The sequence below is a fragment of the Bradyrhizobium iriomotense genome, from assembly GCF_030160715.1.
Classification (GTDB): domain Bacteria; phylum Pseudomonadota; class Alphaproteobacteria; order Rhizobiales; family Xanthobacteraceae; genus Bradyrhizobium; species Bradyrhizobium iriomotense.
On record NZ_BSOW01000004.1, the window covers coordinates 381753 to 407838 of the forward strand.

28 protein-coding genes are annotated in these 26086 nt (G+C 63.8%); 22 read left to right on the forward strand and 6 right to left on the reverse strand.

The window, feature by feature from the left end; translation table 11 throughout:
- Nucleotides 1–10 precede the first annotated feature (10 nt).
- The 7 genes from nuoN to mtnK all read left to right on the forward strand — a co-directional run bounded on the left by nuoN (nucleotide 11) and on the right by mtnK (nucleotide 6417).
- The gene (gene nuoN, locus QQL28_RS08440; RefSeq protein ID WP_284263462.1) at nucleotides 11–1447 is read left to right on the forward strand and encodes an NADH-quinone oxidoreductase subunit NuoN; all 1437 of its coding nucleotides are present in this window, start codon (nucleotides 11–13) and stop codon (nucleotides 1445–1447) included.
- 2 nt (nucleotides 1448–1449) lie between these two features.
- Nucleotides 1450–2256, forward strand: a complete 807-nt coding sequence (locus QQL28_RS08445) for a biotin--[acetyl-CoA-carboxylase] ligase (RefSeq protein WP_284263463.1) — start codon at nucleotides 1450–1452, stop codon at nucleotides 2254–2256.
- A complete protein-coding gene (locus QQL28_RS08450) occupies nucleotides 2256–3926 on the forward strand; it encodes a ribonuclease J (protein WP_284263464.1) in 1671 nt (556 codons plus the stop codon). The genes QQL28_RS08445 and QQL28_RS08450 overlap by 1 nt, the downstream gene beginning before the upstream one ends.
- Nucleotides 3927–4027: 101 nt before the next feature.
- Nucleotides 4028–4432, forward strand: a complete 405-nt coding sequence (gene mce / locus QQL28_RS08455; protein ID WP_284263465.1) for a methylmalonyl-CoA epimerase — start codon at nucleotides 4028–4030, stop codon at nucleotides 4430–4432.
- 9 nt (nucleotides 4433–4441) lie between these two features.
- Nucleotides 4442–4717 (forward strand): DUF1467 family protein, encoded by a 276-nt coding sequence (locus tag QQL28_RS08460; RefSeq protein ID WP_284263467.1) that lies wholly within the window; start codon nucleotides 4442–4444, stop codon nucleotides 4715–4717.
- 30 nt (nucleotides 4718–4747) lie between these two features.
- Entirely contained in the window at nucleotides 4748–5095 is a 348-nt protein-coding gene (locus QQL28_RS08465) for a hypothetical protein (RefSeq protein ID WP_284263468.1), read from the forward strand.
- Between the two features lie 32 nt (nucleotides 5096–5127).
- Nucleotides 5128–6417: an S-methyl-5-thioribose kinase gene (mtnK, locus tag QQL28_RS08470; protein WP_284263469.1), complete on the forward strand. Its 1290-nt coding sequence runs from the start codon at nucleotides 5128–5130 to the stop codon at nucleotides 6415–6417.
- Between the two features lie 99 nt (nucleotides 6418–6516).
- Here mtnK and QQL28_RS08475 read toward each other — a convergent pair whose 3' ends face one another.
- Complete coding sequence (locus tag QQL28_RS08475; RefSeq protein WP_284263470.1) at nucleotides 6517–7401, reverse strand: hypothetical protein; 885 nt, start codon at nucleotides 7399–7401, stop codon at nucleotides 6517–6519.
- A gap of 297 nt (nucleotides 7402–7698) precedes the next feature.
- On the opposite strand from QQL28_RS08475, the gene QQL28_RS08480 reads away from it, so the two are divergent.
- From QQL28_RS08480 to QQL28_RS08500, 5 genes are all read left to right on the forward strand, one after another.
- Nucleotides 7699–9288, forward strand: coding sequence for an ABC transporter substrate-binding protein (locus QQL28_RS08480; protein ID WP_284263473.1), 1590 nt, complete (start codon nucleotides 7699–7701; stop codon nucleotides 9286–9288).
- A gap of 61 nt (nucleotides 9289–9349) precedes the next feature.
- Nucleotides 9350–10273: an ABC transporter permease gene (locus QQL28_RS08485; RefSeq protein WP_284263475.1), complete on the forward strand. Its 924-nt coding sequence runs from the start codon at nucleotides 9350–9352 to the stop codon at nucleotides 10271–10273.
- Nucleotides 10270–11091 (forward strand): ABC transporter permease, encoded by an 822-nt coding sequence (locus tag QQL28_RS08490; protein WP_284263477.1) that lies wholly within the window; start codon nucleotides 10270–10272, stop codon nucleotides 11089–11091. Before QQL28_RS08485 ends, QQL28_RS08490 begins: the two co-directional genes overlap by 4 nt.
- Nucleotides 11088–12068 carry an ABC transporter ATP-binding protein gene (locus QQL28_RS08495; protein ID WP_284263480.1) on the forward strand — a complete coding sequence of 327 codons (981 nt, stop codon included), beginning with the start codon at nucleotides 11088–11090 and terminating at the stop codon, nucleotides 12066–12068. Before QQL28_RS08490 ends, QQL28_RS08495 begins: the two co-directional genes overlap by 4 nt.
- The gene (locus tag QQL28_RS08500) at nucleotides 12061–13098 is read left to right on the forward strand and encodes an ABC transporter ATP-binding protein (RefSeq protein ID WP_284263482.1); all 1038 of its coding nucleotides are present in this window, start codon (nucleotides 12061–12063) and stop codon (nucleotides 13096–13098) included. Before QQL28_RS08495 ends, QQL28_RS08500 begins: the two co-directional genes overlap by 8 nt.
- Nucleotides 13099–13147: 49 nt before the next feature.
- Here QQL28_RS08500 and QQL28_RS08505 read toward each other — a convergent pair whose 3' ends face one another.
- A complete protein-coding gene (locus QQL28_RS08505) occupies nucleotides 13148–13786 on the reverse strand; it encodes a LysR family transcriptional regulator (protein WP_284263485.1) in 639 nt (212 codons plus the stop codon).
- A 137-nt stretch (nucleotides 13787–13923) separates the two neighbouring features.
- Between QQL28_RS08505 and QQL28_RS08510 the strand changes: the two genes are divergently transcribed.
- The gene (locus QQL28_RS08510) at nucleotides 13924–14625 is read left to right on the forward strand and encodes an L-2-amino-thiazoline-4-carboxylic acid hydrolase (protein ID WP_284263487.1); all 702 of its coding nucleotides are present in this window, start codon (nucleotides 13924–13926) and stop codon (nucleotides 14623–14625) included.
- A gap of 75 nt (nucleotides 14626–14700) precedes the next feature.
- On the opposite strand, the gene QQL28_RS08515 is transcribed toward QQL28_RS08510, so the two are convergent.
- From QQL28_RS08515 to QQL28_RS08530, 4 genes are all read right to left on the reverse strand, one after another.
- Complete coding sequence (locus QQL28_RS08515) at nucleotides 14701–15729, reverse strand: ABC transporter permease (protein ID WP_284263489.1); 1029 nt, start codon at nucleotides 15727–15729, stop codon at nucleotides 14701–14703.
- Nucleotides 15730–15741: 12 nt separating this feature from the next.
- Nucleotides 15742–17244, reverse strand: coding sequence for a sugar ABC transporter ATP-binding protein (locus QQL28_RS08520; RefSeq protein WP_284263492.1), 1503 nt, complete (start codon nucleotides 17242–17244; stop codon nucleotides 15742–15744).
- A gap of 7 nt (nucleotides 17245–17251) precedes the next feature.
- A complete protein-coding gene (locus QQL28_RS08525) occupies nucleotides 17252–18274 on the reverse strand; it encodes a sugar ABC transporter substrate-binding protein (protein WP_284263494.1) in 1023 nt (340 codons plus the stop codon).
- 140 nt (nucleotides 18275–18414) lie between these two features.
- Entirely contained in the window at nucleotides 18415–18819 is a 405-nt protein-coding gene (locus QQL28_RS08530; protein ID WP_284263496.1) for a globin, read from the reverse strand.
- Between QQL28_RS08530 and QQL28_RS08535 the strand changes: the two genes are divergently transcribed.
- The 9 genes from QQL28_RS08535 to QQL28_RS08575 all read left to right on the forward strand — a co-directional run bounded on the left by QQL28_RS08535 (nucleotide 18798) and on the right by QQL28_RS08575 (nucleotide 26080).
- The gene (locus QQL28_RS08535; protein ID WP_284263498.1) at nucleotides 18798–19085 is read left to right on the forward strand and encodes a hypothetical protein; all 288 of its coding nucleotides are present in this window, start codon (nucleotides 18798–18800) and stop codon (nucleotides 19083–19085) included. The two genes, QQL28_RS08530 and QQL28_RS08535, sit on opposite strands and share 22 nt — an antisense overlap.
- A gap of 217 nt (nucleotides 19086–19302) precedes the next feature.
- Nucleotides 19303–19677 carry a DUF2946 family protein gene (locus QQL28_RS08540; protein ID WP_284263501.1) on the forward strand — a complete coding sequence of 125 codons (375 nt, stop codon included), beginning with the start codon at nucleotides 19303–19305 and terminating at the stop codon, nucleotides 19675–19677.
- 55 nt (nucleotides 19678–19732) lie between these two features.
- A complete protein-coding gene (locus tag QQL28_RS08545; protein WP_284263503.1) occupies nucleotides 19733–20734 on the forward strand; it encodes a hypothetical protein in 1002 nt (333 codons plus the stop codon).
- A 39-nt stretch (nucleotides 20735–20773) separates the two neighbouring features.
- Nucleotides 20774–21106 carry a copper resistance CopC family protein gene (locus QQL28_RS08550; RefSeq protein ID WP_284263505.1) on the forward strand — a complete coding sequence of 111 codons (333 nt, stop codon included), beginning with the start codon at nucleotides 20774–20776 and terminating at the stop codon, nucleotides 21104–21106.
- A 14-nt stretch (nucleotides 21107–21120) separates the two neighbouring features.
- A complete protein-coding gene (copD, locus tag QQL28_RS08555; RefSeq protein ID WP_284263507.1) occupies nucleotides 21121–22053 on the forward strand; it encodes a copper homeostasis membrane protein CopD in 933 nt (310 codons plus the stop codon).
- A 90-nt stretch (nucleotides 22054–22143) separates the two neighbouring features.
- Nucleotides 22144–22518 (forward strand): DUF2946 family protein, encoded by a 375-nt coding sequence (locus QQL28_RS08560; RefSeq protein ID WP_284263509.1) that lies wholly within the window; start codon nucleotides 22144–22146, stop codon nucleotides 22516–22518.
- A gap of 85 nt (nucleotides 22519–22603) precedes the next feature.
- Nucleotides 22604–25063: a TonB-dependent receptor gene (locus tag QQL28_RS08565; RefSeq protein WP_284263511.1), complete on the forward strand. Its 2460-nt coding sequence runs from the start codon at nucleotides 22604–22606 to the stop codon at nucleotides 25061–25063.
- Nucleotides 25064–25103: 40 nt separating this feature from the next.
- Entirely contained in the window at nucleotides 25104–25637 is a 534-nt protein-coding gene (locus QQL28_RS08570; RefSeq protein ID WP_284263513.1) for a copper chaperone PCu(A)C, read from the forward strand.
- Nucleotides 25637–26080 carry a hypothetical protein gene (locus QQL28_RS08575; protein WP_284263515.1) on the forward strand — a complete coding sequence of 148 codons (444 nt, stop codon included), beginning with the start codon at nucleotides 25637–25639 and terminating at the stop codon, nucleotides 26078–26080. The genes QQL28_RS08570 and QQL28_RS08575 overlap by 1 nt, the downstream gene beginning before the upstream one ends.
- The last annotated feature ends 6 nt before the right edge of the window (nucleotides 26081–26086 follow it).

Genomic DNA, 26086 nt, shown 5'->3' on the forward strand with positions numbered 1-26086 from the left:
GGATATCGCCATGAGCTTTGAGACTGCAGGATATCAACTGGCGCCGGTCGTGCCCGAGCTCGTGCTCGCGGTCGGCAGCATGGCGCTCCTGATGCTGGGTGCGTATCGCGGACAGGGGACCACGAAGGCGATCACGACGCTCGCCGTCCTGCTCCTGGTCGCAGCCGGCGTGCTGGAGCTTCTGCTGCCCGCGGGCAAGCAGGTAACCTTCGGCGGCAGCTTCATCGTCGACGACTTCGCGCGTTTCATGAAGATCCTGGCGCTGATCGGCTCGGCGGTGACGCTGATGCTGTCGACGGAGTTTCTGTCCGATCCGTCGCGCCGCATCTTCGAATATTCGATCCTCGTCCTGCTCTCCACCCTCGGCATGATGGTGCTGATCTCGGCCGGCGACCTGATCTCGCTCTACCTCGGCCTCGAGCTGATGTCGCTCGCGCTCTATGTCGTGGCGACCAGCAACCGCGACAATGCGAAGTCCAATGAGGCGGGTCTGAAGTATTTCGTGCTGGGTGCGCTGTCCTCGGGCATGCTGCTGTACGGCGCCTCGCTGATCTACGGTTTCACCGGCACGGTCAGCTTCGCCGGCATCGCGGCATCCGCGACGACCGCCAGCGTCGGTCTGGTCTTTGGTCTCGTCTTCCTGCTCGCCGGCCTCTGCTTCAAGGTCTCGGCGGTGCCGTTCCACATGTGGACGCCCGACGTCTATGAGGGCGCGCCGACGCCGGTGACCGCCTTCTTCGCCTCGGCGCCGAAGGTCGCGGCACTCGCGGTCTTCACTCGCGCGACGCTGACCGCCTTCCCCGGCATCGTCACGCAGTGGCAGCAGATCCTGGTGTTCGTCTCCATCGCCTCGATGGCGCTCGGCTCCTTCGCCGCGATCGGCCAGACCAACATCAAGCGCCTGATGGCCTATTCCTCGATCGGTCATATGGGCTTTGCGCTGGTCGGCCTTGCCTCCGGCACGGTCGAGGGCGCGCAAGGCGTCCTGACGTACATCCTGATCTACGTCGCGATGACGCTCGGCTCCTTCGCGGTCATCCTTGCGATGAAGCGCAACGGCCAGGCCGTCGAGCAGATCAGCGATTTCGCCGGCCTCTCGCGCACCAACCCGCTGCTCGCCTTCTTCTTCGCGATGCTGCTGTTCTCGCTGGCCGGCATTCCGCCGCTCGCGGGCTTCTTCGCCAAGTGGTACGTCTTCGTTGCAGCGATCAAGGCCAATTTGTTCACGCTCGCGGTCCTGGGCGTGCTGTCGAGCGTGGTGGGCGCCTACTACTACCTCACCATCGTCAAGACGATGTATTTCGACGAGCCTGCCGGGCAGGTCGATCCGGTGCGCGTCGAGGTGCGGGCCGTGCTGGCGGTGGCGGGCCTGTTCAACATCCTGTTTGCGCTGTTTGCGGGACCCGTCGTGAGTGCCGCCAGCGCAGCGGCAAAGTCGCTGTTCTAGGGATGGGCTTCGCGCTCGGTCATCGCGCTCTCGACGCGGGCTACCGCCTCGCAGCCTTCGAGCAGATCGGCTCGACCAATACCGAAGCATTGGAGCGCGCCCGCCAAGGCGAGCGCGGCCCGATCTGGTTCGTGACCTCGGAGCAGACGGCGGGGCGTGGCCGCCGCCAGCGCGCCTGGATCGCGCCGCGCGGCAACCTCGCCTGTAGCATCCTCGAGGTGATGGCCGTCGCGCCGGCCGTTGCCGCCACGCTCGGCTTTGCGGCGGGGCTGGCCGAGGAGGCGGCGCTGGAGCGGGTCAGCGTCGAGGCCGCGCTTCGCCTGGGCCCAGACCGGCCGCGATATGCCCTGAAATGGCCGAACGACGTGCTTGCCGGCGGCAGGAAGCTCGTCGGCATCGGCCTCGAAGCCGAGGCCATCGGCGACCGCCTTGCGGTCGTGGTCGGCATCGGTACCAACGTCGTCGCGGCCCCCGAGGGCACGCCGACGCCCGCGGTGTCGCTGGCCGCCCTCGGGGTCCATATCAGTGCGGAAGAGCTATTCGCCGCGCTGTCCGACGCCTGGGTTGAATTCCGGGGCATCTGGGACGAAGGCCGCGGCTTTGCGGAGATCCGCCGCCTCTGGCTGGAGCGTGCCGCCGGCCTCGGCGAGAAGGTCGCGATCCAGACCGGGAGCGCGACGCTCGAGGGCATCTTCGACACCATCGACGACAGCGGCTGCCTGATCGTCCGCACCGCCGACGGCCGGCGGGTGCCGGTGGCTGCCGGAGAGGTCTTCTTCGGCGCGGCCGCCTCGGTGGGAGCTGCGTGATGGCAAGGCCCGACGAACTGGTGTTTGCCCCGCTCGGCGGTGTCGGCGAGATTGGCATGAACCTGTCGATCTACGGCCTCGGCAACCGCCATCAGCGTGCCTGGCTCGCGATCGATCTCGGCGTCTCCTTCGGCGACGAGGAGCATCTACCGGGCATCGACCTGATCATGCCCGACATCAGCTTCCTGGAGAAGGAGCGCAAGAACCTGATGGGCCTCGTGCTCACGCACGCCCATGAGGATCATTTCGGCGCGATCATCGATCTCTGGCCGAAGCTGCAATGCCCGATCTATGCGACGCAGTTCAGCGCGGCGCTGTTCGAGGCCAAATGCGCGGCCGAGCGCAATCCGCCAAGGATCCCGGTGACGGTGATCCCCTCCGGCGGCCGCGTCGACATCGGCCCGTTCAACGTCGAGTTCATCCCGGTCGCGCATTCGATTCCGGAATCCCATGCGCTTGCGATCCACACCGAGGCCGGCACGGTGCTGCACACCGGCGACTGGAAGATCGACCCGACCCCGATCATCGGCCGTCCCACCGACGAGCGGCGGCTGCGCCAGCTGGGCGAGGAGGGCGTGCTCGCCCTGATCGGCGATTCCACCAACGCGGTGCGCGAGGGCCGCTCGCCCTCGGAAGCCGAGGTCGCCAGGACCATCATCGAGCTCGTCAAGGAGGCCAAGGGCCGCGTCGCGGTGACGACCTTTGCCTCCAACGTCGCGCGCATCAAGGCGGTGGCGGACGCGGCGCGCGCCGCCGATCGCGAAGTCGTGGTGGTCGGCCGCGCCATGGAGCGCGTGGTGCAGGTCGCGCGCGAGACCGGCTATCTCGACGGTGTGCAGAACTTCCGCTCGCCGGAAGTTTACGGCCATCTGCCGCAGGAAAAGGTGCTGGCGCTCTGCACCGGCAGCCAGGGCGAGCCCCGCGCGGCGCTGGCGCGCATCGCCAATGACGATCATCCGGAGATCACCCTGAACCGGGGCGACAGCGTGATCTTCTCCTCGCGCACCATCCCGGGCAACGAGAAGGCCGTCGGCTCGATCATCAACAATCTGGTCCTACAGGGCGTCGAGGTCATCACCGACCGCACGCATTTGGTCCACGTCTCCGGCCATCCGCGCCGGGACGAGCTACGCGACATGATCGCCTGGACGAAGCCGCAGCTTCTGATCCCCGTGCACGGCGAGCCCCTGCATCTGCACGAGCACGCCCGGCTCGCGCGCGCCGCCGGCGTGCCCCGTGTCCTGGTGTGCCGGAATGGCGATCTGGTGAAGCTCGGCCCAGGCGATCCCGGCATCGTCGGCGAGGTGCCCTCGGGTCGGCTCTACAAGGACGGCACGATCCTGGAGGACTCCAAGTCGCGCGCGGTGGTCGAGCGGCGGCGGATGGCGTTCTCCGGTTGTGCTTTCGTCGCCATCGCCATGACAGCGCAGGGCGAACTGGTCGATGAACCCGAGGTCGATCTCGTCGGCATCCCCGAGAAGAACAAGGCGGGCGAGACATTCGACGACTTGGTCTTCGATGCCGTGGTTTCGACCATCGAAGGCCTGCCGCGGGCGCGGCGCCGCGATCCCGATGCGCTGGGCGAATCGGTGCGCCGCGCCGTGCGCGCCGTGATCAACGAACATTGGGGCAAAAAGCCCCCGTGTCTGGTACATGTACTGACAGTCTAAAGCGTGATGAGAAGGATGATCTCCGCGCAAACGCGTTCCGCGTTTGTCGCGAGGGAAAACCGCTTCGCACTTTTCCGGATCATGCTTTGAGGGAGAGAACCATGCTGGGCCGGCTCAACCATGTGGCGATCGCAACCAAGGATGCCGTCAAGGCTGCGAAAATCTACGGCGCCGCGTTCGGTGCGCAGATCTCGGAGGCCGTGGCGCTGCCCGAGCACGGTGTGACCACCGTGTTCGTGACGCTCCCCAATACCAAGATCGAGTTCATCGAGCCCTATGGCGAAGGCTCGCCGATCGCTAAGTTCCTGGAGCGCAATGCCGACGGCGGCATCCACCACGTCTGCTACGAGGTCGCCGACATCATCACCTCGCGCGACGTGCTGGTGAAGGAGGGCGCGCGAGTGCTGGGCGACGGCGTGCCGAAGATCGGCGCGCACGGCAAGCCGGTGCTGTTCCTGCATCCGAAGGACTTTTCCGGCGCGCTGGTCGAGATCGAACAGGCGTGAGAGCAGGCCATGGCCTACCAGATCTCCACCGCACTCGCGATCTACTTCGTGCTCTGGTGGGTCACGCTGTTCGTGACCCTGCCGTTCGGCGTGCGCAGCCAGCATGAGGACGGCGTCGGGGCACCCGGCACCGATCCCGGCGCGCCGATCCTCACTGGAATGCGCAACAAGCTGATCTGGACCACGCTGCTCTCGGCAATCGTTTTTGCGATCGGCATGACCGCCTATCATGCCGGCTATCTCTCGATCGAACGCTTGTCGAAATTAATGGGAATGCCGTTCTAGATTTTTCGAAACGGCGCTTTGGGGGAATGAATGACATTTCAGCGGATCGTCATTGCGCTTTTGGTATTGATCGTCGCAGGGCTCGCCGCCATCGGCTATTTCGAGTGGAAGATGGCGGTGCAGGTCCGCACCATGAAGGCGTTCGTCGAGGGCTATGTCTTCAACGAGGCGGTGATGGCCTGCGAGCGGGCGCAGAGCTCGACGCCGTTCAAATGGAACGGTGGAAAGAGCACCGCGATCGCCGGCCTGAACTCGATCAAAACAGACAAATATACGGTCATTGCCAGCTACACGCTGGTGGCGGACGGCGTCTATTGCGACTACGATCCGATCAAAAGAAAGGCCGACATCGGCTCGAGCTTCCTGGAGCGCGACTGACGATCCGGCCAAGACCATGGGCAGGACTCCTCATGACGCAGGGGCAGGCGGAGAGCTATCGGATTTTGCATGAGGCGGATCTGCGGGACTATCTCGCGGGCCGTCCGAAGCTGGTGGCGGCACTGGGCGGTGGGCCGGACGAGTGGTCGATCACGGAAGTCGGTGACGGCAACCTCAATCTCGTCTTCATCGTGAAGGGAGCGCTGGGCGGCGTCGCCGTGAAGCAGGCGCTGCCCTATGTCCGCCTGGTCGGGGAAAGCTGGCCGCTGCCGCTGTCCCGCGCGCATTACGAATATTTGGCGCTGACACGGCAGGCGCAACTCGCGCCCGGGCTCGTGCCGACGGTGCTGCATCACAACGACGCGCTCGCGCTTACGGTGATGGAACTGCTCGAGCCCCACATCATCATGCGCAAGGGGCTGATCGCCGGCACGCAATATTCGCGCTTCGTCGACGACATCACCACCTTCATGGCGCGGACACTATTTTTCACGTCCGATCTCGCGCTCACCGCCGCGGAGAAGAAGGAAGGCATTGCGGCCTTTGCCGGCAACCACGCGCTCTGCAAGATCACCGAGGACCTGATCTTCACCGATCCCTATCGCGTGGCCGAGCAGAACCGCTGGACCGCGCCTTACCTCGACGCGACGGCCGCAGGTTTGCGCGATGACATGGAGCTGCATGTCGCGATCTCCCGGCTGAAGCTGAAGTTCATGGCGAGCCCGGAGGCGCTGATCCACGGCGATCTCCACACCGGCTCCATCATGGTGACGGACAGCCAGACGCAGGTGATCGATCCCGAATTCGCGTTCTACGGCCCGATGGGCTTTGACGTCGGTGCCGTCATCGCCAACCTGCTGATGGCCTATTTCGCATCCAGCGGCCACGAGCGCTCGCCGGACGAGCGGCGCGCGTTCGAGGGCTGGGTGCTCGAGACGGTCGAGCAGGTGTGGACCGAGTTTGCGCGAAAATTCCTCGAGCTGTGGCGGAAGGACGCGGCAGGCGATGCCTATCCGGTCTCGCTCTTCCCCGGCGAGAAAGGCGCCGCGCGGCTGGAGGCCGAACGGCAGGCCTACATGCAGCGGCTGCTTGGCGACACCGTCGGTTTCGCGGCGGCAAAGACCATCCGCCGCATCTTCGGTCTCGCCCACAACATCGACTTCGAGCTGATTGAGGACCCGCACAAGCGGGCGGTCAGCGAGGCTCGCGCTGTGCGGCTCGCTCGTGCGATGATGGTGGAGACGGGAGCATTTCCTGCTATCGCAGATGTCACCAGCGCCGCTCGAAAACTGCGCGACTGGACGCCGGAATTGTCAAACTGAGGACGTCGCGAGCGTGCTGCGTCACTGCGAGCCAACGGGTCCGCGCGAAGCACGGCCCCGTTGGCTCGCAATGACGGGGTGAGGGACCGTCGGGCGACGTCAGTACAGGTGCATCGGCAGCAGGACGCCGTCCGTGCCGACCAGCAGACCCCATGTCTCGTTGGCTGCGACCTCGAACTCCCGGTTCTGCGCCGCGCCTCCAGCCACCTTGAGGGTGACCTTGTATTTGCCCGGCGGCAGATCGATCTTCTGACTGTCCGGCAATTTGCCCGGCTCGTCGTCGGAGTCGGCCAATTTGCCTCCGGCGCCGGCTGCGAGCTTGATGGTTTGCTCGTTGATGGTGATGTCCGCATCGTCATCCGTCTTGTTGCCGAGCATCAGCCTTGCCTGTCCCGGCGTCGGCAGCATGCCGGCATTGACGACACCGGGCTTGCGCAGTGACAGCTCAGCGATCGTCTTGTCGTCCTGACGCGAGAGCCGGAGCAGCGCTGGCCCCTCGGCCGTCGTGAATGCGATCACGGCCCGGTCCGGCCCCACGACTGCACCGTCATTCTCCGTCCAGCCGCGCTTGCCGAGCTCGCCGCGATAGAAGCCGACAACGGCTGCGAGATCGCGCGGCGTCTCGGCGTAGACCGACCTGATCAGCGGTGAGTTCTTCGCCGTCGTCAGGGCCCAACCGTCAGGCAGTGGCAGGCCGGTGTCCTGGGAAAGTTTTGCCTCGAAACCCGCACCCGCACGCCGTGCCATGACCGCAACGGGGATGCAGAGCAGCCGCTCGGCGAAACTGTCAGGAGCGCAATGGCTCCGGACCGCCCACCACGTCTGGTCGACATAGTCGTTCGAACCGGAGGTGCGACTCCAGCCGAACTGGATGGTGTCTGCCGCGCTCTCCTGGCCGAGGCTTGCCGCGACCGGCCGCGCCAGCACGGCCGTCGCGACGATCAGACCGCCGACGATCAAAACACCTAGCGTTCGGCTTTTCATCTTTCGGATTCTCATCTTGGCGAAATCGCTGGGCGGAAGGCCCTTGTCCTGATCTTGGTCGCATCGATCGCGCAAGACGTTCATCGCCCGTAGATCGTTGTTTCCGCTCTCGATTCTCAGCTGGTTTACGACGTCGCCGCAAAACGCGCCCTCGTCCTGAAGGGCCTGCCAAAGCGGGCGTCTCGAAGGACGGGCTGCAAGGAACTGCGCCATCAAGACGAAAAGAGGAGCTTGCGCTCGACAGGCTGCGAATGGTCAACTCGCTGGCCGGGGTACGCCTGCATTGTCGGAGGGACCATGATGTTCAGGATAGTGGCGATCGTCGCTGGCTTGGGACTGGCGCTCGCGGCCTCGGCGGAGGCCCAGACCCCGCGCAAGGGCGGAACCATCCGCATGACGGCGCCTTACGGCTCGAGTTTCACTAGCCTGGACATTCATACGACACAGCGCGCCCAGGACGAGATATACGCGAAGGGTCTGCACCGGTCGCTCTACATCTGGGATTCCGCCGAGGGCAAGCCGGTTCCGGAACTTGCCAAGGAGGTCATCGTCTCGGGTGGCGGTCTCGTTCACACCTTCAAGCTGCGCGACGACGCCTATTTCCACAATGGCCGCAAGATGACGGCCGACGACGTCATCTGGTCCTACAACCGCATCATGGACGGCAGCAAGGCCTATCCCGGCGCGCGCTATGTCCGCGTGATCGAGGGCGCGGCCGCGGTGGAGAAGGGCCAGGCCAAGGAAATCTCCGGCCTGAAGAAGATCGACGACTTCACCGTTGAGATGAAGCTGACCGAGAAAGTCGATCCGGGTTTCTACTTCTTCACCGCGCTGACGTCGATCTATCCCGCCGACGAGGCCGCCAAGGAGGGCTTTATCCAGAAGCCGATCGGTCTTGGGCCATTCAGATTCGTCGAGCACGTGCCGGGATCGCGCATCGTTCTGGAGCGGTGGGACCGGTTCTACAAGCCTGGCAAGCCCTACGCTGACAAGCTCATCGTGTCGGTCATGGGCGAGGCCGCTGCACGCGATGTCGCCTTCCGCAACAAGGAGATCGACACCTCGGTGCTCGGGCCCGCGCAGTATGTTGCCTATCAGGCCGATCCCGACCTCAAGGGCACCATCGTCGAAGTCGCCGAGGTCTTCACGCGATACATGGGCATGAATCCCGCATTCAAGCCGTTCGCCGACAAGCGCGTCCGGCAGGCGATCAACTACGCGATCGATACCGACCTGATCATCAACAAGCTGGTCAAGGGCAAGGCCTATCGCGCCACCAGCTGGCTGCCGCTGACTTCTCCTCTCTACGACAAGACCATGAAGCCCTACGCCTTCGACCCTGCGAAGGCCAAGCAGCTGCTCGCTGACGCGGGCTATCCGACAGGCTTCGAATTTGAATGGACCACCAGCCAGAATGAAAGCTGGGGCTTGCCGATCGTCACGGCCGTCATCCCGATGCTGGACAAGGTGGGCATCAAGGCGAAGGTCAAGCAGGTCGAGGCCGCGGTGCTGTCGGAGGTGGTTCGCAGCGGCGACTACCAGGCCTTTATCTATTCCCAGCAGACCGGCCCGGATCCTCAGGCCGCCCTCAAATGCTTCCACTCGTCGACGCCGCAATCGGCCTGCAACTACATGAACTTCAGGAATGCCGACTTCGACAAGATGATCGATGAGGCCGGGCAGACCGACGATTCCGCAAAGCGCGGCCAGCTGCTGCAAAAGGCCAATGCGCTGCTCTATGAAGAGGCGCCGGTCTGGTTCTTCAACTACAACAAGGCGGTCATGGCGGTGCAGCCGTGGCTCAAGGGGGTTCAGTTGAACGCGACGGAGCTGACCCATCAGAACGTCGAAGACCTCTGGGTCGACGAGACCTCGCCCGCGAAGTGACACGCGCTCTCGCGCTCCCTCCATCGCAGCAAACGGTGGAGGGAGGGAAGAAAAAAGGCCGATGCTCTCCTTCCTGATCCGTCGCCTCCTGCAAACGATTCCGACCGTGCTCGCCGTCGTTCTGCTGGTCTTCGTGCTGTTCAGTGTCGTTCCCGGCAGCATCGTCTCGACCATGAGCGACGACGCTGATCCCCAGGTCGAGCTGCGCCTGAAGAAGCAGCTCGGCCTTGACGATCCCGTCTATGTGCGCTTTGGCAACTACATCGCCCAGCTTGCAACCGGTGACTTCGGGACGTCGTTCCGGACGCGCGAGCCTGTCACGACCATGATCGCCAAGCGGGCCTGGCCGACGCTGCAATTGATTCTCACGGCCATGGCGTTTTCGGTCGTGCTCGGCGTGCCGCTCGGCTTCGTCGCGGCATTGCGGCCGGGCGGTCTCATCGATAGCGCCGCGATGGTCCTGGCGGTGTCGGGGCTTTCCATCGCCAAATTCTGGCTCGGACTGGTGCTGATGTATCTGTTTGCGTTGAAGCTCGGCTGGCTGCCGAGTTTCGGCTACGGAGATGGCGGCCTGAAATATCTGCTGCTGCCGGCCGTGACACTCGGCGTCTCGCCGATGGCGCTATTTGCCCGGACAACGCGCGCTGCGGTCCTCGAGATCATGACGGCCGATTTCGTCCGCACCGCGCGCTCCAAGGGCATGAGCGAGACCAGGGTGGTGAAGTGGCATGTGATGCGCAATGCGCTCGTCATCATTCTCACCACCGTGGGCCTCCAGTTCGGCGGGCTGATGGGGCAGGCGGTCGTCGTCGAAAAACTGTTTTCCTGGCCCGGCATCGGCTCGCTGCTGGTCGACAGTGTCTTGCAGCGCGACATTCCGGCCGTCCAAGGCTCCATTCTCGTGGTGGTTCTGGCCTTTCTCGCGATCAACTTGCTGGTCGACGTGCTCTACGGCGTGATCGATCCGAGGATCAGATACGCATGAAGCTCCGCGCCAATCTCGTCATCGGTGGGGCGTTGTTCGTGCTTGCGATCTTCGTCGGACTGCTCGCGCCCTGGCTGGCGCACACCGATCCCGTCATGGACGCCAATTTGATGAACGCCGAAGAGCCTCCGAGCTGGACTTGGTGGTTCGGCACTGACGGGCAGGGCCGCGACATCTATTCCCGCGTCCTGTACGGCGCGCGCGTGTCGCTGACGGTCGGCATCGTCTCGCAGCTCATCAACAGCGTCATCGGCGTGGGACTTGGCCTGAGCGCCGGCTATTGGGGCGGCTGGTGGGACGATGTCGTCAACGCCCTGACCAATCTCATGCTCGCGATCCCCTCGCTGATCTTCGCGCTTGCCATCATGGCGGTGCTTGGCCCCGGCCTTACGAGCCTGCTCATCGCACTCGGGTTGACCAATTGGTCCTTCACGTGCCGGATCGCACGTGCCTCCGCGCTGTCGCTCAAGAGCCAGGGCTATGTGCAGGCCGCAACCGTGCTTGGTTACGGCGATCTGCGCATCATGATCACGCAGCTGCTGCCGAACATGCTCGGACCCATCATCGTCATCGGCACGCTTGGAATGGGCAGCGCGGTGTTGTCCGAAGCCGCATTGTCGTTCCTCGGCCTCGGCGTCCGCCCGCCCTATCCAAGCTGGGGCAGCATGTTGTCGGAAGCCCGCGACCAGATCACGACGGCGCCGTGGCTCTCGGTTTTTCCCGGCCTGGCCATCTTCCTGACGGTGCTCGGCCTCAACCTGCTCGGCGATGGCCTGCGCGACATTCTCGATCCACAATCGCGGAGCCGGCGCACATGACGGGCCCGCCGCTGATCGAGGTCGAGGATTTGCGCATCGATCTCGACGATGGAACGCGGCGCGTTGCGGCGGCCGAGGGCATTTCATTCCGTATCGATCGTGGCGAGACGTTCGGGCTTGTCGGCGAATCCGGTTGCGGCAAGAGCATTACGGCACTCGCTCTGATCGGCCTGCTGCGGCAGCCGTTGTCGATCGGTGGCGGCGTCATCCGCTTCGAGGGGCAGGAGATCCAGCATCTTTCAGCCGCCAGGCAACGGGAGCTGCGCGGCAATCGCATCGCGATGATCTTCCAGGAGCCGATGACGGCGCTGAACCCGGTCTCGCCCGTGGGCCGGCAGATTGCCGAGATGTTCGTGCTGCATAAGGGAAAAAGCTGGCGGGAAGCCAACCAGCTGGCGGTCGAGGCACTGGCGAGTGTCCGCGTCCCCGCGCCAGAGCGGCGCGTCAAGGATTACCCGCACCAGCTATCCGGCGGCATGCGCCAGCGCGTCATGATCGCCATCGCACTTGCATGCGGTCCGGATCTTCTGATCGCCGACGAGCCGACAACAGCGCTCGACGTGACCGTGCAGGCCGAAATCATCGAGCTGATGCGGAATCTATGCGCCGAGAGGGGAACGGCGATCCTGATGATCAGCCACGATCTCGGCCTGGTCGCCAATGTCTGCCGCCGCGTCGCCGTCATGTATGCTGGCCGCATTGTCGAGGAGCGCGGCTCGGCCGATATTTTTCGCGCACCTTCGCACCCCTATACGCAGGGCCTGGTCGCCTCGCTGCCGCGGTTGGGCAGCCGCGCAGCGCTTGGCCGCACCAGGCTCAAGGAGATTGCGGGCGTCGTCCCGGCCATTACGAATTTCCCGGATGGCTGCCGGTTCAATCCGCGCTGCGCGCAGGCGACCGATATTTGCCGGGTAGTCGCGCCGCCGACGGACTCCCTGGAGGCCGGCGGTTTCGTCAGGTGTTACCACCATGCATGAACCGCGGGGCAGGCCGGACGACGATCTCATTCTCAGTGTCGAGGATCTTGCGGTTCATTTTCCGCTGGGCGGCGGCTTGCTGGGCCGCGGCCGGCGGCTGCTCCGCGCCGTCGATGGTGTCGATCTCAAGCTGAAGCGAGGCGAATGCCTCGGCCTCGTCGGCGAGTCCGGCTCCGGCAAGTCGACGGTGGCGCTTTCGATCCTTGGCCTGCTGACGCCGACACGCGGCCGCATTGTATTGGACGGGCAGGTCGTGACGAGCAGGCAATCCGGGGATCGAAAGTCGCTGGCCCGCATCGTCCAAATGGTGTTTCAGGATCCCTACGCCTCGCTCAATCCACGCCAGACCGTTCGCCGCACGCTTGAAGATCCCCTGCGTGTGCATGGCGTGACCGCAACAAGCGAGATCGAGGGACGCGTTGCGACGATGCTGCGGCATGTGGGCCTGCGCCCCGAACAGGCCGACCGCTACCCGCACGAGTTCTCCGGTGGCCAGCGCCAGCGCATCGGCATTGCGCGTGCCCTGATCCTCAATCCCAAAATCGTCATCTGCGACGAGCCCGTATCGGCGCTTGATGTCTCGATCCGCGCCCAGATCATCAATCTGCTGCTGGAATTGAAAGACACGCTCGGTCTCTCCTACATCATGATCAGCCACGACCTCGGCGTCGTCGAGCACATGAGCGACAGGGTCGCAGTCATGTATCTCGGCCGCATTGTGGAGAATGGCGATTGGCGCGAAATCTTCGAACGGCCGGCGCACCCGTATACGCAAGCCCTGATCTCAGCAATCCCCGATCCGCTGCACCATGCACCGTTAGCTACGACAGGGGGCGACCTTCCCAATCCGCTCAATCCACCGGACGGATGTGCGTTCAGCCCGCGCTGTCGCTACGCCGAAGCCGTGTGTCGTCGCGAGCCTGGGCCGTCGCTGGAAGCGCGGGACGATGGACACGCGGTAAGGTGTTGGCGAAGTGACGAGATTGCGGGGCAGGCGGCTTTGGCGTCGGCCGAGGGCCAACGTCCTTAAACTGGACAGTGCGTCTGTTGCGGGCTTTAGACGGCGAGCTCTTGCTGCTTCAGACGCGTCTCAACTCCCGCTGATGCCGACCAGATGAGGGGCGGCGGTTTGCGAGCGGGTTCTCGGCTGGGAGGGCGCGCAGCCATTCGCGGAAGCAGACGATCTCGGGGCAGTCCGCAGTGCCTTCAGGCGCAATCAGCCAATCACCGAGGCCCGATCCCTCATTGACCCGGTCGCAGCGATAGCCCGGATGGTGGCCAAGACCGCGGGCGATCAGCAGGTCGACCTTGCCCTCGACCAGCTCGTGCAAGCCGGCCGGCTGCAGCACTCGCAAACCGATGTCCGCATGCGCGCTGCGAAACTCCGCCAATTCGAGGCGGCGCAGGTCGAGGTTGCCATGGACCCCCAATTGCAGCAGCACCGCACCGGCCGGTTTCAATTGCGAGGTCGCCTCCGCAATGTGGCGAAAACCGTCGGATATCCCGGGCAGATAGGCCTGACCCGCCGTGGTCAGGATGAGCTGCTTATGCAGCCGCTCGAACAGGCGTACGCCGAGGCGTGCCTCCAGCGCTTTCACCTGCTGCCCCACGGCGGCAGGCGTCACGTGCAGCTCGTGCGCGGCCAGCTTGAAGCTGAGATGCCGGGCGGCGGCCTCAAAGGCGCGGAGCGCGTTGAGTGGTGGAAGGGTGTAGGTCATCGCGCTTCAGTTTGACACCGATAGGCCGCGGCCTTGCAATAGATTTTCTTGCGCTGAACCGCAGCAACAATGCTTTGCGCCGCGGCGATGTCACCGGATACGGTCGGTCCGTAACGAGCGAATTGATCAGGTGTCCAATGGCTGAGATGCATCCCTTCTACCAGACGCATCGGGGCGCAATGGGGGCCGCGATGCGCGAGCGACTCGACCTTGCCGAAGCGTTGCTCCGCGAGCGCGCGTATCTCTCCGATATCGACGGGGTCAGGCGGGAGGTGATGGACGAATTCGAGATCGTGCTTACCCAGATGCCCTATGTCGGTGGCGCGGCAAGCCGCATGAGCGATTTCTTCATGCGCCTGACGGGCTTCATGGCCATCAGCCGGGTGCTACGGCGGCACGGCGTGCCGGTGCCCGTGATCGGCGAGATCGAGCGGGAAATCTACAAGGCGCAATTGCTGACCGTGCCGGAAGCGGAGCGTCTGGCCTCGGGACGTCAGTTCATGTCGGCGGAGAACCAGGCTTTGCTACGCGAGCAGGCGGCAAAAAGCGTTACAAAAGTCCATCAGGAAGAGTTTCCGGACGACTTCGTCTACGATTTCGTCGAGCCGGGTCCGCAGGACAGCTTTGAATTCGGCATCAACTACAAGGCTTGCGGCTTCTGCAAACTCGCGGCGCGCCATGGAGACAAGGACATCCTGCCGAACATCTGCGGGCTCGATTTCGACGCCTATGCGACGCGAGGCATCCGCTTGGAACGGACACAAACGCTGGCGGGCGGCGCGAGCCACTGCAATTTCCGCTTCTCGCGGCTCCCATCGAATGCCAAGGCCGAGAGTTAATCCGCGTTCCTATACCCCTGGATTGCTTCGCCGCGCTCGCAATAACGGGGTGGGCACCGGCCTTTCGAGAGTTGCCTACTCCGCCGCCTTCTCCCTGAGCCGCTGCGCATAGACGTTGATGATCAGGGCCGCCAGCAGGATCAGGCCGCGGATCAGGATCTTCAGGAAGCTGTCGATGTTGACGTGGTCGAGGCCGTTATTCAGGACACCGAGAACGAAGAGCCCGACGATGGTGTTGCCGATGCCGCCGCGGCCGCCGAACAGGCTGGTGCCGCCGACCACGACCGCGGCGATTGAGTCGAGCAGATAGGTGTCGAACTCATTCTGCTGCGCGCTGCCGAAATGGGCGACGCCGAGCATGCCGCCGATCCCCGAGCACACCGCCGAGATCACCATGACGACGCCGAGGATCAGCTTGACGTTGAGGCCGGAATATTCGGCCGCCTCGCGGTTGCCGCCGACCATGTAGACGTAGCGCCCAAAGCGCGTGTAGGTCAGCACCAGGTGGCCTGCGAGCAGCATCACGGCGGCGACGATGACGATCCAGGGAATGCCGCCGATCGAGCCCGAGCCGAGCGTTGTGATCAGGTCGGGCACCTTGTAGGCGATCTGGCCGCGCACCAGCAGCGCGGAGATGCCGGCCGCGATCTGCATCATGGCCAGCGTCATGATAAAGGAGGGGATACCGATCACGGTCAGCCCCAGCGCGTTGACGAGCCCGAGAGCCGCGCAGAGCAGCAGCGCGAGCAGGATCGCGACGGCGCCGGGGAGCGGGACGTTGGCGATGTTGACGTAGGATTCCTGCACCGTGAAATAGGCGACCGCAATGCCCGTGACGTTGGCGATGCTGGCGATCGAGAGATCGATCTCGGCACAGAGGATCACGAAGGTGAGGCCGACGGCGATCACGCCGGTCACCGAGACCTGGGTGAGGATGTTGCCCAGATTGTCCAGCGTGGCGAAGGAGGGGCTTGCGAAGGCGAAGAACAGGCTGAGGAAGATCAGCGTCAAGAACGGCGCGATGTTGCGCATCTGCGATCGCAGGAAGGAGCCGACGCCGCGAGGCCGCCGGGCCGCTCCCGATACTGCTTCACTGCTCGCCATTGTGCTTCTCCGTCACGCCGCCTCCAGAAGGCGGTCTTTGCTGACCGGCTCGTTCTTGAATTCGCGCACCACCGCGCCGCGCTTGAGCACGAGGATGCGGTCGGCCAGCGACAGCACCGTCTCCGGCTCCGTCGACAGCACGATGATGGCAAGGCCTTTGGCGCGGAGGTCGCGCACGATGTTGATGACGTCGTTCTTGGCGCCGACATCCATGCCGCGGGTCGGCTCGCACAGCACGAGCAGGCGCGGCGGATAGGTCAGCCATTTGGCCAGCGCCACCTTCTGCTGGTTGCCGCCGGAGAGCATGCCGAGGTCGAGGCCGACCACCGGCGGCCTGATCTGCAACTGCTCGACCTGGCGCTTGGCGATGTCTCGCTCCTGCGCCGGTTTGAGCAGCATAGCCGAAATGCGATCCAGAATGCTGATCGAGATGTTCTTGTAGACCGGCTCCTGGTGGAACAGCATGGCGCGCCGGCTCTCGGGCACCAGCGCCACGCCTGCGCGCCGCGCGGCCGCGGTCGAGGCAAAGGATTTTGGCGCGCCGTCGACGACCAGCGTGCCGCTGTCCGGCTTCAGCTTGCCGAACAGGATGCGCGACAGCTCCTGCTGCCCGCAGCCCATGAAGCCGTAGATGCCCAGCACCTCGCCGGAACGCGCCTCGAACGAGACGTCCTGGAGGCTGCGCGCGAGCGAAAGCTGATCGACCTTCAGCACGACCGGCCCGCCGTCGGAGCGCGGCAGCATGAGGTCGTCGGTGTAGCTGTGCTCGAGCGCCTCGCCGCCGCGGCCGATCATCGCTTCGATCAGGGCGCCCTTGGTGGTCGCGCTGGCCGCGGTCTCGGCGACCTTCCGCCCGTTGCGGAACACGGTCACCGTGTCGGACACGCGCAAAATGTCCTCGATGAAATGCGAGATGAAGACGATGCCGGTGCCCTCGTCGCGCAATCGGCGGAGCGTCGCAAAGAGGCGCTCGACCTCGGGCGGAGAAAGGGCGGAGGTCGGCTCGTCCAGGATGACGATGCGCGCACCGGAGAACAGCACGCGGGCGATCTCGATGAGCTGCTGGAGGCCGATCGGGAGGTCGCCGAGCCGTGTCATAGGGTCGACGTCGATGCCGAAGCGGGCGAGTTGCTCGCCGGCCTCGCGCGCCATGCGCCGCCATTGCACGAGCCCAAGCCGGCTGGTCGGCTGGTTGCCGAGGAAGACGTTCTCGGCGACCGAGAGGTCCGGCGCAACGCTGAGCTCCTGATGCACCATGGCGATGCCGGCCGCATGCGCGTCGCGGGCCGAGCGGAACCGAGTCTCCTTCCCGTCGACCAGGAAGCGTCCCGAGTATTCCGGGTGCACGCCGGCGATAATCTTCATCAGCGTGCTTTTTCCGGCGCCGTTCTCACCGACGAGACCATGGATCTCGCCAGCGTACAGCGCGAAATCGACACCACGAAGCGCTTCGACGCCGCCAAAGCTCTTCGTGATGCCCTGTAGTTCCAGGATCGGCGAACGGCCTTCGGGCATGGAGGAATCAGATCAGGAAGTGATCTTCCATCCACTGCATGCCGGCGGCATTCGCCTTGGTCACGACCGGGCCGTCCGTCACCACGCTCTTCGGAATGCCCTGGCCGCTCTTCTCCCCGCCGACCACCGCGGCAACACCCGCGATGATGGCGCCGCCATGGATGCGGCAGGAGGGATTGCGCACGGTCGCGAACATGCGTCCTTCGCTCACCGCCTGGATCGCAGGCGGCATGGCATCGACGCCACCGATCAGGATGTTGGTGCGGTTGCGCGCCTTCATGATGTTGTAGGCCGCGAGCGCCATATCGTCATTGTGGAAGAAGGCCGCATCGATCTGCGGATATTTGGTCAAATAGGTCTCCCACAGGCGCGCGGTCTTGGAGACGTCCCAATCGGCCGGCTGGGTGTCGAGCACCTCGATGTTGGGGAATTGCTTGACGACCGAGTTAAAGCCCTTGGCACGGCCTTGTGCGCCGGTATGGCCGAGCGCGCCCTGCGTCATGATGATCTTGCCCTTGCCGCCCATCGCGTTGCAGAGCGCCTGCGTGACGGACGCGCCCATGAACTCGTTGTCGGGGGCGAGGAAGGAATGCACGTTGATCTGATCGAGCGGCGCGATCAGCGTGTCCATGTCGATGACGGGCGTGCCGCCATCGATCATCTTCTGCACGGGCTGGGTGAGGGTGCCGATGCCGAAGGCCTGGATCGCCACGAAGTCCCACTTCTGCGAGGCCATGTTGTCGATGGCGGCGCGCTGCTTCACCGCGTCGAGCTGGCCGTCGAACCAGGTCACGTCGACGTTGAACAGCTTGCCCCAGAACTCCGCCGCCTGCTTGCCCTGCGCACACCAGGTGGCCTGGAGGCCTGCATTGGAGAATGCCGCCTTCAACGGCTTCTCCGAACGTCCCATCTCGGCTGCAAGTGCAGGGTTGATCCCCATGCCGCCGAGGATGGCCGCCGCGGCGCCGGCGGTCGTTGCCGCCTGAAGAAGATCGCGCCTGGTTGTCGAGAAATCTTTCGTCTCGGACATCGCTCGCTCCCATGATTTTATCGTTGGCAGCGTCATTGTTTGCGCTACCAAGGCGGGCAGTGTCTCACAATCGATGAGTTCACGCTACCCACTCTGCAATCGCGACAGCGACGCTGCGCCTTGGTGCAACGCAAAGAGAGTTAGGCCGGGATGCCGGCGAAAGCAGCGATCTCGGAGAGCAGTTGCTTCCAGGCTTCATCCGTATCAGGAGACCATTCGTCGCCCAGCAGCTCACGCAGCACATCACGGATCACGCGAAAGAACTCGATGAACAACTCTTGTGGTGTGCCGTAGGCATCGTGCGAGGACAATTCGCACTGGATCATGCGGAAATGTCCGCGGCGCTCACCGGCGAAATCGAGGACCGCCTCGATCGTGAGTGCGAGCATCGACCCCTGGACCAGGTCGTGGCCGTCTTTGCGAAACATCGCCTGCGCTTCGGGATGCTCGGCAAACAGCCGCTGATAGACGAGCGGCGTCAGATCGTCGCAACGCGTCGCCGCAAGCTCGAAGCTTCTCTCGATTGGATTGGCTGAAGCGTCCACCCGCGTTGGGCGCCGGCACAAAAAAAGAGAGCGGGGCCCTAGCCCCGCTCAAAAATTGTGTCGACCCTATTATCCCCGATATCTGCGATTTGATCTTGATTGACGGGGCGACGCTGCGTTTTGCGCGCCAGGGGCTCCTCCCGAGACTTGGACCACCAGACTTCGACCTCGCGGCCAGCCTGAGCAAAGAGATGCTAGATCAACTTTTCTCACTTGTCATCATTTTCGGCAACGATTGTTCAAAATTCGAGCAGCTGACGAAATGATCGGACTTTTTGCCATCCTAAGTATATGACAAATATAAGAAATATGTGGATATGAGGTCGCCCCGCATCTGCCTCAAATGCCGGATCGTCACCCCGCGGACGGGCGCGGCGAACACAGTTTTCGAGAAATTTGTGATCGCGCAAGCAGACCGGCGAAGTGACCTCGACTCGGGCTCGGCGCGGTGTTTAGTTGCCGGGTGAACGAATGGTTCGGCCAATGCGCGCGCGGCTGCAAAAGTTCCTGCCTTTGGTCCTGCTCGCTCTCGCGATGCAGGTGCTGGCGCCGATTGCCGCCTGCTGGGCCGCGGGTCTTGCGGTCGTCGATCCGCTTCAGAATGCGGTGATCTGCCACAGCACCGATGCATCGGGCGCGGGTGCTGCCGGCCAAACCGATGTGCCGGCGACGCATGCCGGAAGCTGTTCGATCTGCTGCCTGGCGCAGGCCAATGCCTCGCTTGATTCGCCGCAGGCCACGTTCGCGAATCCGTTCCGGCTCGCCGAGCCCGTGCTCTGGCATGAGCAGGCGGCAGCCGCGGTCACATCGCACCGCGGATCCAACGCCCGCGCACGAGCACCTCCGCAGTTGACTTGAGCCTGGCGGCCAACCGGCCGCCGAATTCGCATGTCAGCTTCGCGGAGGTTCTCAAATGTCCATCTGTCATATGCGTGCGGGCCTTCTGGGGCTCGCCCTCGCGCTCGTCCCTCATCCGGGAAGCGTTGCCCACGAGTTCGTTGGCAATCGCTTCTTTCCGGCAACGCTGGGCATCGATGATCCCGGCGTCAACGATGAGCTGTCGATTCCCACGGTCGATAGCTTCAAGACTGGCGACGTTCCGCCCGTCCGGCAGCGCGACATCTCCGGCGAGTTCTCCAAACGCATCACCGAGGATTTTGCGGTGTCGTTCGGCTCGACCTACACCTTTCTCAATCCGACGGACCCGACCGTCCCCGGCGCCAACGGATTTCAGAACCTGGAGACCACGTTCAAGTACCGGGTCTTCAAGGATCCCGCGCATGAATTCGTGATGTCGGTCGGCCTCAACGTCGAATGGGGTGGCTCCGGCGCGCAAAATGTCGGTGCCGATCCCTTCAACACGTACACGCCGATGCTCTGGTTCGGCAAAGGCTTCGGCGACCTACCGGACACGTTCTCCTGGCTTCGTCCTGTCGCCGTCACCGGCCAGGTCGGCTACGCGATTCCTGCGAGGAATTTCACGACCACGTTCGGGATCGATCCCGACTCCGGCGCCTTAGGTGCCGATACCGAATTTCATCCGCGCGTGCTGAATTGGGGTGCAACGATCCAGTACAGCATGCCCTACCTGAAATCCGCCGTCGTGGATCTTGGCCTACCGGAGTTCGTCAATCACCTGATCCCGCTGGTCGAAGCCAATCTGCAAACACCGATTGCGAACACGCTCACCTCGGGCACGACGACGACAGGCACCATCAACCCCGGCGTGATCTGGGTCGGCAGCAAGTTTCAGGTGGGCGTTGAGGCGCTGATTCCGATCAATCGGCAAAGCGGGACGCATGTCGGCGTGATCGGACAGTTGCACTTCTATCTCGACGACATTGATCCCCGCGGCATCGGCAAGCCGCTTTTCGGTGGCCCGGTCCAATCCGCCAACCCCTTCGCAAGGAATTGACCGATGCGACGCTCATCCCTCGGGTCAACGATACTGTTCATGGTCCTCTTGCTGACTTCGCTGGCGCCTGGCAAAGCAAGCGCCCATGCCGAGCTCGACCACGCCGAGCCACGCGTCGGCAACAAGGTGGCAAGCCCCCCGCGCGAGGTGACGCTCTGGTTCACCCAGAAACTGGAGGGCGCGTTCAGCTCGATAAGCGTCACGGGTCCCTCCGGTCAGCGCGTCGACGCCGGCAAGGCGCGCGTCAGCGGCAACCAGATGTCGATCCCGCTGAAGTCGGGAGGGGCAGGCACGTACCACGTGAACTGGCACGTGCTGTCCGTGGACACCCACACGACGGATGGCAGCTTCACCTTCCAGGTCGGTCCATGAAGGCCTGACTGCGGATGGACTGGTCAGCAGCCGAAGCGCCGTTGGTCGCAACGCGCGCCGTGCACTTCGCGGCAACCGCGATCATGGTCGGAGACGTCATGTTTCGGACCGTCGTCGCTGCGCCGGTCGCGCGTTCGAAACGGGCCGCGGCCGTGTCGTTCGAGGCTCCCACCTTGTGGGTCTCGTGGCTCGGTCTTGGCATGTCGGTGGTCTCCGGAGCGATCTGGCTATTGCTTCAGGCCGCCTCGATGAGCGGGATGCCGCTCGATGCGGCAATGTCCGCGGATGTGTTGTCGACGGTGATCAACGAAACGCAGTTCGGGCAGGTGACGACGCTTCGAGCAGGCCTTGCGATCTGTCTGGCGGCTTCCCTCGTCTATGATCGCATGGCAATCGCGCGATGGGGTGGATTTGCGGCTGCGCTCGCATTTGCCGCAAGCCTTGCCTGGAGCGGCCATGCCGGCTCGACCACTGGCGTGGCAGGCTATCTGCATCTGGCCGCGGATGCGCTGCATCTGGCGGCCACCGCGGCCTGGATCGGCGGCTTGGCGTCATTAATCCTGTTCGTGGCTGCGGCCCGCCGAAGCAAGGCGATTTCGCTCGCCCGCGACGTCGTGGGCCGATTTTCGATCATGGGCATGGTCAGCGTGGCAACGCTGCTGTTCACAGGATTCATCAATGCCGCCGTCCTGGTAGGCTCAGTTCACGCGCTGGTCGTCACTGCGTATGGACGGCTGCTGCTGCTCAAGCTTGGCCTGTTCACGCTCATGCTGGTGCTCGCCCTGGTCAACCGGCTGGTGCTGACGCCGCGGCTTGTCTCGGCCGAGTGCGGCGCGCTGCGCTGGCTTACACGCAACAGCAGCGTCGAGCTCGCTCTCGGCCTTGCCATTTTGACCATTGTCGGGATGCTTGGCACGATGCATCCCGCGATACACTTGGTGAACTGAATGGTTGTTCTGCGTCAATCTGGTGAAAAAAGCGATCTCGACTCCATGGCGGATCGTGTCTAGTTAGTAAGCGAACGGATGGTTCGGCGGATGCGGGCGCGGCTGCAAAAATACTTACCCCTGGTCCTGATCGCATTGGCGATGCAGGTGCTGGCGCCGATCGCCGCCTGCTGGGCAGCCGGCGTTGTGGTCGCCGATCCGCTTCAAAACGCCGTCATCTGCCACGCGAATGGCGGTTCGGGCGCAGGCATCGACGACCGGACCAGTCCGCCCGGCTCACATGCCGGCGCTTGCTCGCTCTGCTGCCTGGCACAGGCGAGCGCGTCTCTCGATGCGCCGCAGACCGTCTTCGCAACACCTGTCCGACCTTCCGAATGCGTGGCATGGCGCGACGCAGCAGATCGTGTCGCCGAGCCCCACCGCGGCTCGAACACGCAGGCGCGCGCACCACCTCAATTTTCCTGACGACCCCCCGTGATCGCGGCGGCGCGTCCGCCGGCGATCGTTGCTGTCGAATAGCCGGAGAGAAAGCCGGCGTCAGGAAATTTCAATGTTACTTCGTCATGCCCGTTGCGGCGTGAGCGTCGTTGCCGTTCAGGCCGCGCTGCTCACGTCGTTGAGCGGAGCCGCCGCCCAGAGCGGCGAAAGCGCATTGCCGCCGGTGACGGTCGATGCGCCAATTGCGGCACCACTTAAGCCGCGCAAGCCGGCCGTCACGGCAGTGCGAAACCGGAGCGCGAAACCTGTAAGCTCTGTGGAAGGGCCTCCTGCGGCCGTTGCCACCGGCGGGCAGGGCGCCGGCACCGCTCGTGCCTCGCTGGAAACCCCGCCGGCTGTGGCGCGCTATCAACTTCCCCAGCGTTCCTTCAGCATCACCGCCAAGGAGATCGACGAGACGATCAACCTCAGGGATCCCGAGGACGCCGTCAAATACATGCCGAGCCTGTTCGTGCGGAAACGGCACGACGGCGATAACCAGGCAGTGCTGGCGACGCGAAGCTGGGGCCTGAATTCCAGCGCGCGCACGCTGATCTATTACGACGATCTCCTGATCTCGGCGCTGATCGGCAACAACAACTCGGGAGCCTCGCCGAAGTGGAATCTGATCGTGCCGGAAGCGATCGGCCGGGTCGACTATCTCAACGGTCCGTTCGCCGCGGCCTACCCCGGCAACTCGATCGGCGGCGTATTGCTGATCACCTCGAAGATGCCGGACAAGCCGTTTGCGACGGCCAAGGAAACGGTCTCGGTGATGCCCTGGAGCCAGTACGGCACCAGCAGCACTTATGTCACCAGCCAGACCAGTGCGGCCGCGGGCAACCGCGACGGTGCACTGTCGTGGCTCATCAGCGCCAACTATCGTGACAGCTATCAGCAGCCGCTGAGTTACGTGACGAATGGCTCGGTCCCGGCCAAGACGACGGGCACCTTCATCGCACCGAGCCGGACCGGCGGGGTGGCGGATGTCGTTGGCGCCGGCGCGGTGGCGCACTCGCAGCAGACGTCGGGGAATATCAGGCTCGCCTACGACGTGACCCCGCTGGTGCAGGCGACCTATTCGTTCGCAGTCTGGAACAATCACCAGACCTCGGAGCCGCAGACCTATCTGAGATCGACCGTGACGGGCCAGCCGACATTTGCAGGTCTCTCGGGATTTGCTCCCAACAAGTACACCTGGGACGAGCTCCATGTGAGCAACGCCGTCTCGCTTCGGAGCGATACCAAGGGCGTCTTTGATTTTGATCTTTCGGCATCAAGCTACAATTACCTTCAGGATATTCTTCTCAATCCGTACACCGTCGTGGCCTCGCCCGGGCTCGGCTATTCGCTGAACGGCAAGGTGACGCGGATGGATGGCACCAACTGGCAGAATGCAGATGCCAAGGGCATCTGGCGTCCCGACGGGATCGACGGTCCGCATGAGGTCAGCTTCGGCGTTCACGGCGACCGCTACAGGCTCGAGAACCCCGTCTATGCCTCCACGGTTTGGTACACGGCTCCTTCGACGGGGAACGGGCTGCTCTACTCAACGGGCATCGGCGAGACGCGAACCGAGGCGCTCTGGGTACAGGACGCCTGGAAGATCATTCCGAACGTCAAGCTGACGCTCGGTGGACGGTTGGAGAGCTGGCAGGCGCTCGATGGTCTCAACGTCAACACGACGGCGACAGGCGCCGGCGCCATCACGTCGGTGACGAGGACGCAACAGCCCTCTCTCTCGTCGACCAATTTCTCGCCAAAGCTCTCGCTGTCGTATGATCCCAACAAGGATTGGAATATCACGGCGAATTTCGGCGAGGCGTATCGTTACCCGACGGTGACGGAACTCTATCAGAATATTTCCGTCAGCAACGTCACCTACCTTGCCAATCCTCGGCTCGCGCCCGAGCAGGATTTCACCGGCGAGCTCAATCTCGAACGACGTTGGCAGGACGGCCGGGCCAGGCTCACGGTTTTCGGCGAACGCACGAACAACGCGCTGATCTCGCAGACCACCACCGTGACGGACGTGGCCGGAAACCAGTCGTTCCAGACGGCGGTCAGCAATGTCGCCGCCATTCGCATGCGAGGCGTCGAACTGTCGGCCGACAAGGACAATGTCCTGATCAGCGGCCTACAGCTCTTTGGCAGTGTGACCTATGTCGATTCCAGGATCATCTCGGACCCGAGCTGGACGGGAGCGACCACCGTCGTCGGCAAACGCGTGCCGTATGTTCCGGACTGGCGCGCGAAAGTCGGCGTCAGCTATCGTCCGAACGAGAGCTGGGTCTACACCGTTGCGGCGCGCTACACCGGCAAGCAGTATGCAACCCTCGACAATACCGACGTCGTTCCCCACGTGTACCAGGCGTTCGATCCGTTCTTCGTCGTCGACATGAAAATCCACTACAACGCGACGAAGAATTTCTCGTTCGATTTCGGCATCGATAATCTCTTCAACTACCAGTACTTCCTGTTCCATCCGTTCCCGGGACGAACCTTCGTTCTTGCCGGCAAGTACACTTTCTGACGGGTGGGATGGACGCAACGATGAAAAGAAAGGTAGCCACATGAACAAGCTCTCACGCATCCTCGCGCTCGCCGCGCTCTCGGCCCTGGCGTTCGCCGCGCCCTGCCGCGCCGACGACGTCAAAGCCGGCGATCTCGTCATCACGCAGGCCTGGAGCCGTGCCACGCCCGGCGGCGCAAAGGTCGCCGGCGGCTATCTGACGATCGAGAACAAGGGGAGCGCGGCCGACAAGCTGATCAGCGTCTCGGCCGAGATCGCCGGCAAGATCGAGGTTCACGAGATGGCGATGGACAACGGCGTGATGAAGATGCGCCCGCTCGACAAGGGCCTCGCGATCGAGCCGGGCAAGACCGTCAAGCTCGCGCCGGGCGGCTATCACCTGATGATGCAGGAGCTGAAGGGGCCGCTCAAGCAGGGCGACAAGGTCCCGGTCACGCTTCAGTTCGAGAAGGCCGGCAAGGTGGCCGTGACCCTCGACGTCCAGGCCGTCGGCGCGCAGGCACCCGGCGATGCCGGTCATTCCGGTCACATGGACATGAAAAAAATGCCGGATCACTCGGGAATGAAGATGTGATGAGTAGGGTCTTAATTCCCATGACGGTGCGTCGATCCATCACGAACCTCGCGCTCGGCGTTGTCGCCGCGGTCGTCCTGATATCGATTGCCGCGGCGCCGACGGCCGCCGCGACATATGACGAGAGCTTCTTCACCCATCTGCACACCGAGAAGGCGATGGCCAACGTGACGATCTCACCCGGACGAGCTGGACCAGTCGTCATCACGGTCCAGTTGGAAACGACGGACGAGGCGCCGCTCGCCGCCATGGGCGTCTCGGTCAGGTTGACGAATCCGCAAGCGGGCAGCGCGCCGATCGAAGCCACGGCCGAACATACCAGCGACGACCAGTGGCGCGCCACGCTATCGGTGCCCTCCGGCGGGCGCTGGAACATGGGATTGAACATACGCCTCTCGGAAGCGGACGAAGTCGATTTGGTCTCGCCAATCTTGATTAACTGAACGCAT

Coding starts and splice junctions, on each gene's coding strand:
- nuoN (WP_284263462.1), top strand. CDS start 11: ATGAGCTTTGAGACTGCAGGATATCAACTGGCGCCGGTCGTGCCCGAG.
- QQL28_RS08445 (WP_284263463.1), top strand. CDS start 1,450: ATGGGCTTCGCGCTCGGTCATCGCGCTCTCGACGCGGGCTACCGCCTC.
- QQL28_RS08450 (WP_284263464.1), top strand. CDS start 2,256: ATGGCAAGGCCCGACGAACTGGTGTTTGCCCCGCTCGGCGGTGTCGGC.
- mce (WP_284263465.1), top strand. CDS start 4,028: ATGCTGGGCCGGCTCAACCATGTGGCGATCGCAACCAAGGATGCCGTC.
- QQL28_RS08460 (WP_284263467.1), top strand. CDS start 4,442: ATGGCCTACCAGATCTCCACCGCACTCGCGATCTACTTCGTGCTCTGG.
- QQL28_RS08465 (WP_284263468.1), top strand. CDS start 4,748: ATGACATTTCAGCGGATCGTCATTGCGCTTTTGGTATTGATCGTCGCA.
- mtnK (WP_284263469.1), top strand. CDS start 5,128: ATGACGCAGGGGCAGGCGGAGAGCTATCGGATTTTGCATGAGGCGGAT.
- QQL28_RS08475 (WP_284263470.1), bottom strand. CDS start 7,401: ATGAAAAGCCGAACGCTAGGTGTTTTGATCGTCGGCGGTCTGATCGTC.
- QQL28_RS08480 (WP_284263473.1), top strand. CDS start 7,699: ATGATGTTCAGGATAGTGGCGATCGTCGCTGGCTTGGGACTGGCGCTC.
- QQL28_RS08485 (WP_284263475.1), top strand. CDS start 9,350: ATGCTCTCCTTCCTGATCCGTCGCCTCCTGCAAACGATTCCGACCGTG.
- QQL28_RS08490 (WP_284263477.1), top strand. CDS start 10,270: ATGAAGCTCCGCGCCAATCTCGTCATCGGTGGGGCGTTGTTCGTGCTT.
- QQL28_RS08495 (WP_284263480.1), top strand. CDS start 11,088: ATGACGGGCCCGCCGCTGATCGAGGTCGAGGATTTGCGCATCGATCTC.
- QQL28_RS08500 (WP_284263482.1), top strand. CDS start 12,061: ATGCATGAACCGCGGGGCAGGCCGGACGACGATCTCATTCTCAGTGTC.
- QQL28_RS08505 (WP_284263485.1), bottom strand. CDS start 13,786: ATGACCTACACCCTTCCACCACTCAACGCGCTCCGCGCCTTTGAGGCC.
- QQL28_RS08510 (WP_284263487.1), top strand. CDS start 13,924: ATGGCTGAGATGCATCCCTTCTACCAGACGCATCGGGGCGCAATGGGG.
- QQL28_RS08515 (WP_284263489.1), bottom strand. CDS start 15,729: ATGGCGAGCAGTGAAGCAGTATCGGGAGCGGCCCGGCGGCCTCGCGGC.
- QQL28_RS08520 (WP_284263492.1), bottom strand. CDS start 17,244: ATGCCCGAAGGCCGTTCGCCGATCCTGGAACTACAGGGCATCACGAAG.
- QQL28_RS08525 (WP_284263494.1), bottom strand. CDS start 18,274: ATGTCCGAGACGAAAGATTTCTCGACAACCAGGCGCGATCTTCTTCAG.
- QQL28_RS08540 (WP_284263501.1), top strand. CDS start 19,303: ATGCGCGCGCGGCTGCAAAAGTTCCTGCCTTTGGTCCTGCTCGCTCTC.
- QQL28_RS08545 (WP_284263503.1), top strand. CDS start 19,733: ATGTCCATCTGTCATATGCGTGCGGGCCTTCTGGGGCTCGCCCTCGCG.
- QQL28_RS08550 (WP_284263505.1), top strand. CDS start 20,774: ATGGTCCTCTTGCTGACTTCGCTGGCGCCTGGCAAAGCAAGCGCCCAT.
- copD (WP_284263507.1), top strand. CDS start 21,121: ATGGACTGGTCAGCAGCCGAAGCGCCGTTGGTCGCAACGCGCGCCGTG.
- QQL28_RS08560 (WP_284263509.1), top strand. CDS start 22,144: ATGCGGGCGCGGCTGCAAAAATACTTACCCCTGGTCCTGATCGCATTG.
- QQL28_RS08565 (WP_284263511.1), top strand. CDS start 22,604: ATGTTACTTCGTCATGCCCGTTGCGGCGTGAGCGTCGTTGCCGTTCAG.
- QQL28_RS08570 (WP_284263513.1), top strand. CDS start 25,104: ATGAACAAGCTCTCACGCATCCTCGCGCTCGCCGCGCTCTCGGCCCTG.
- QQL28_RS08575 (WP_284263515.1), top strand. CDS start 25,637: ATGAGTAGGGTCTTAATTCCCATGACGGTGCGTCGATCCATCACGAAC.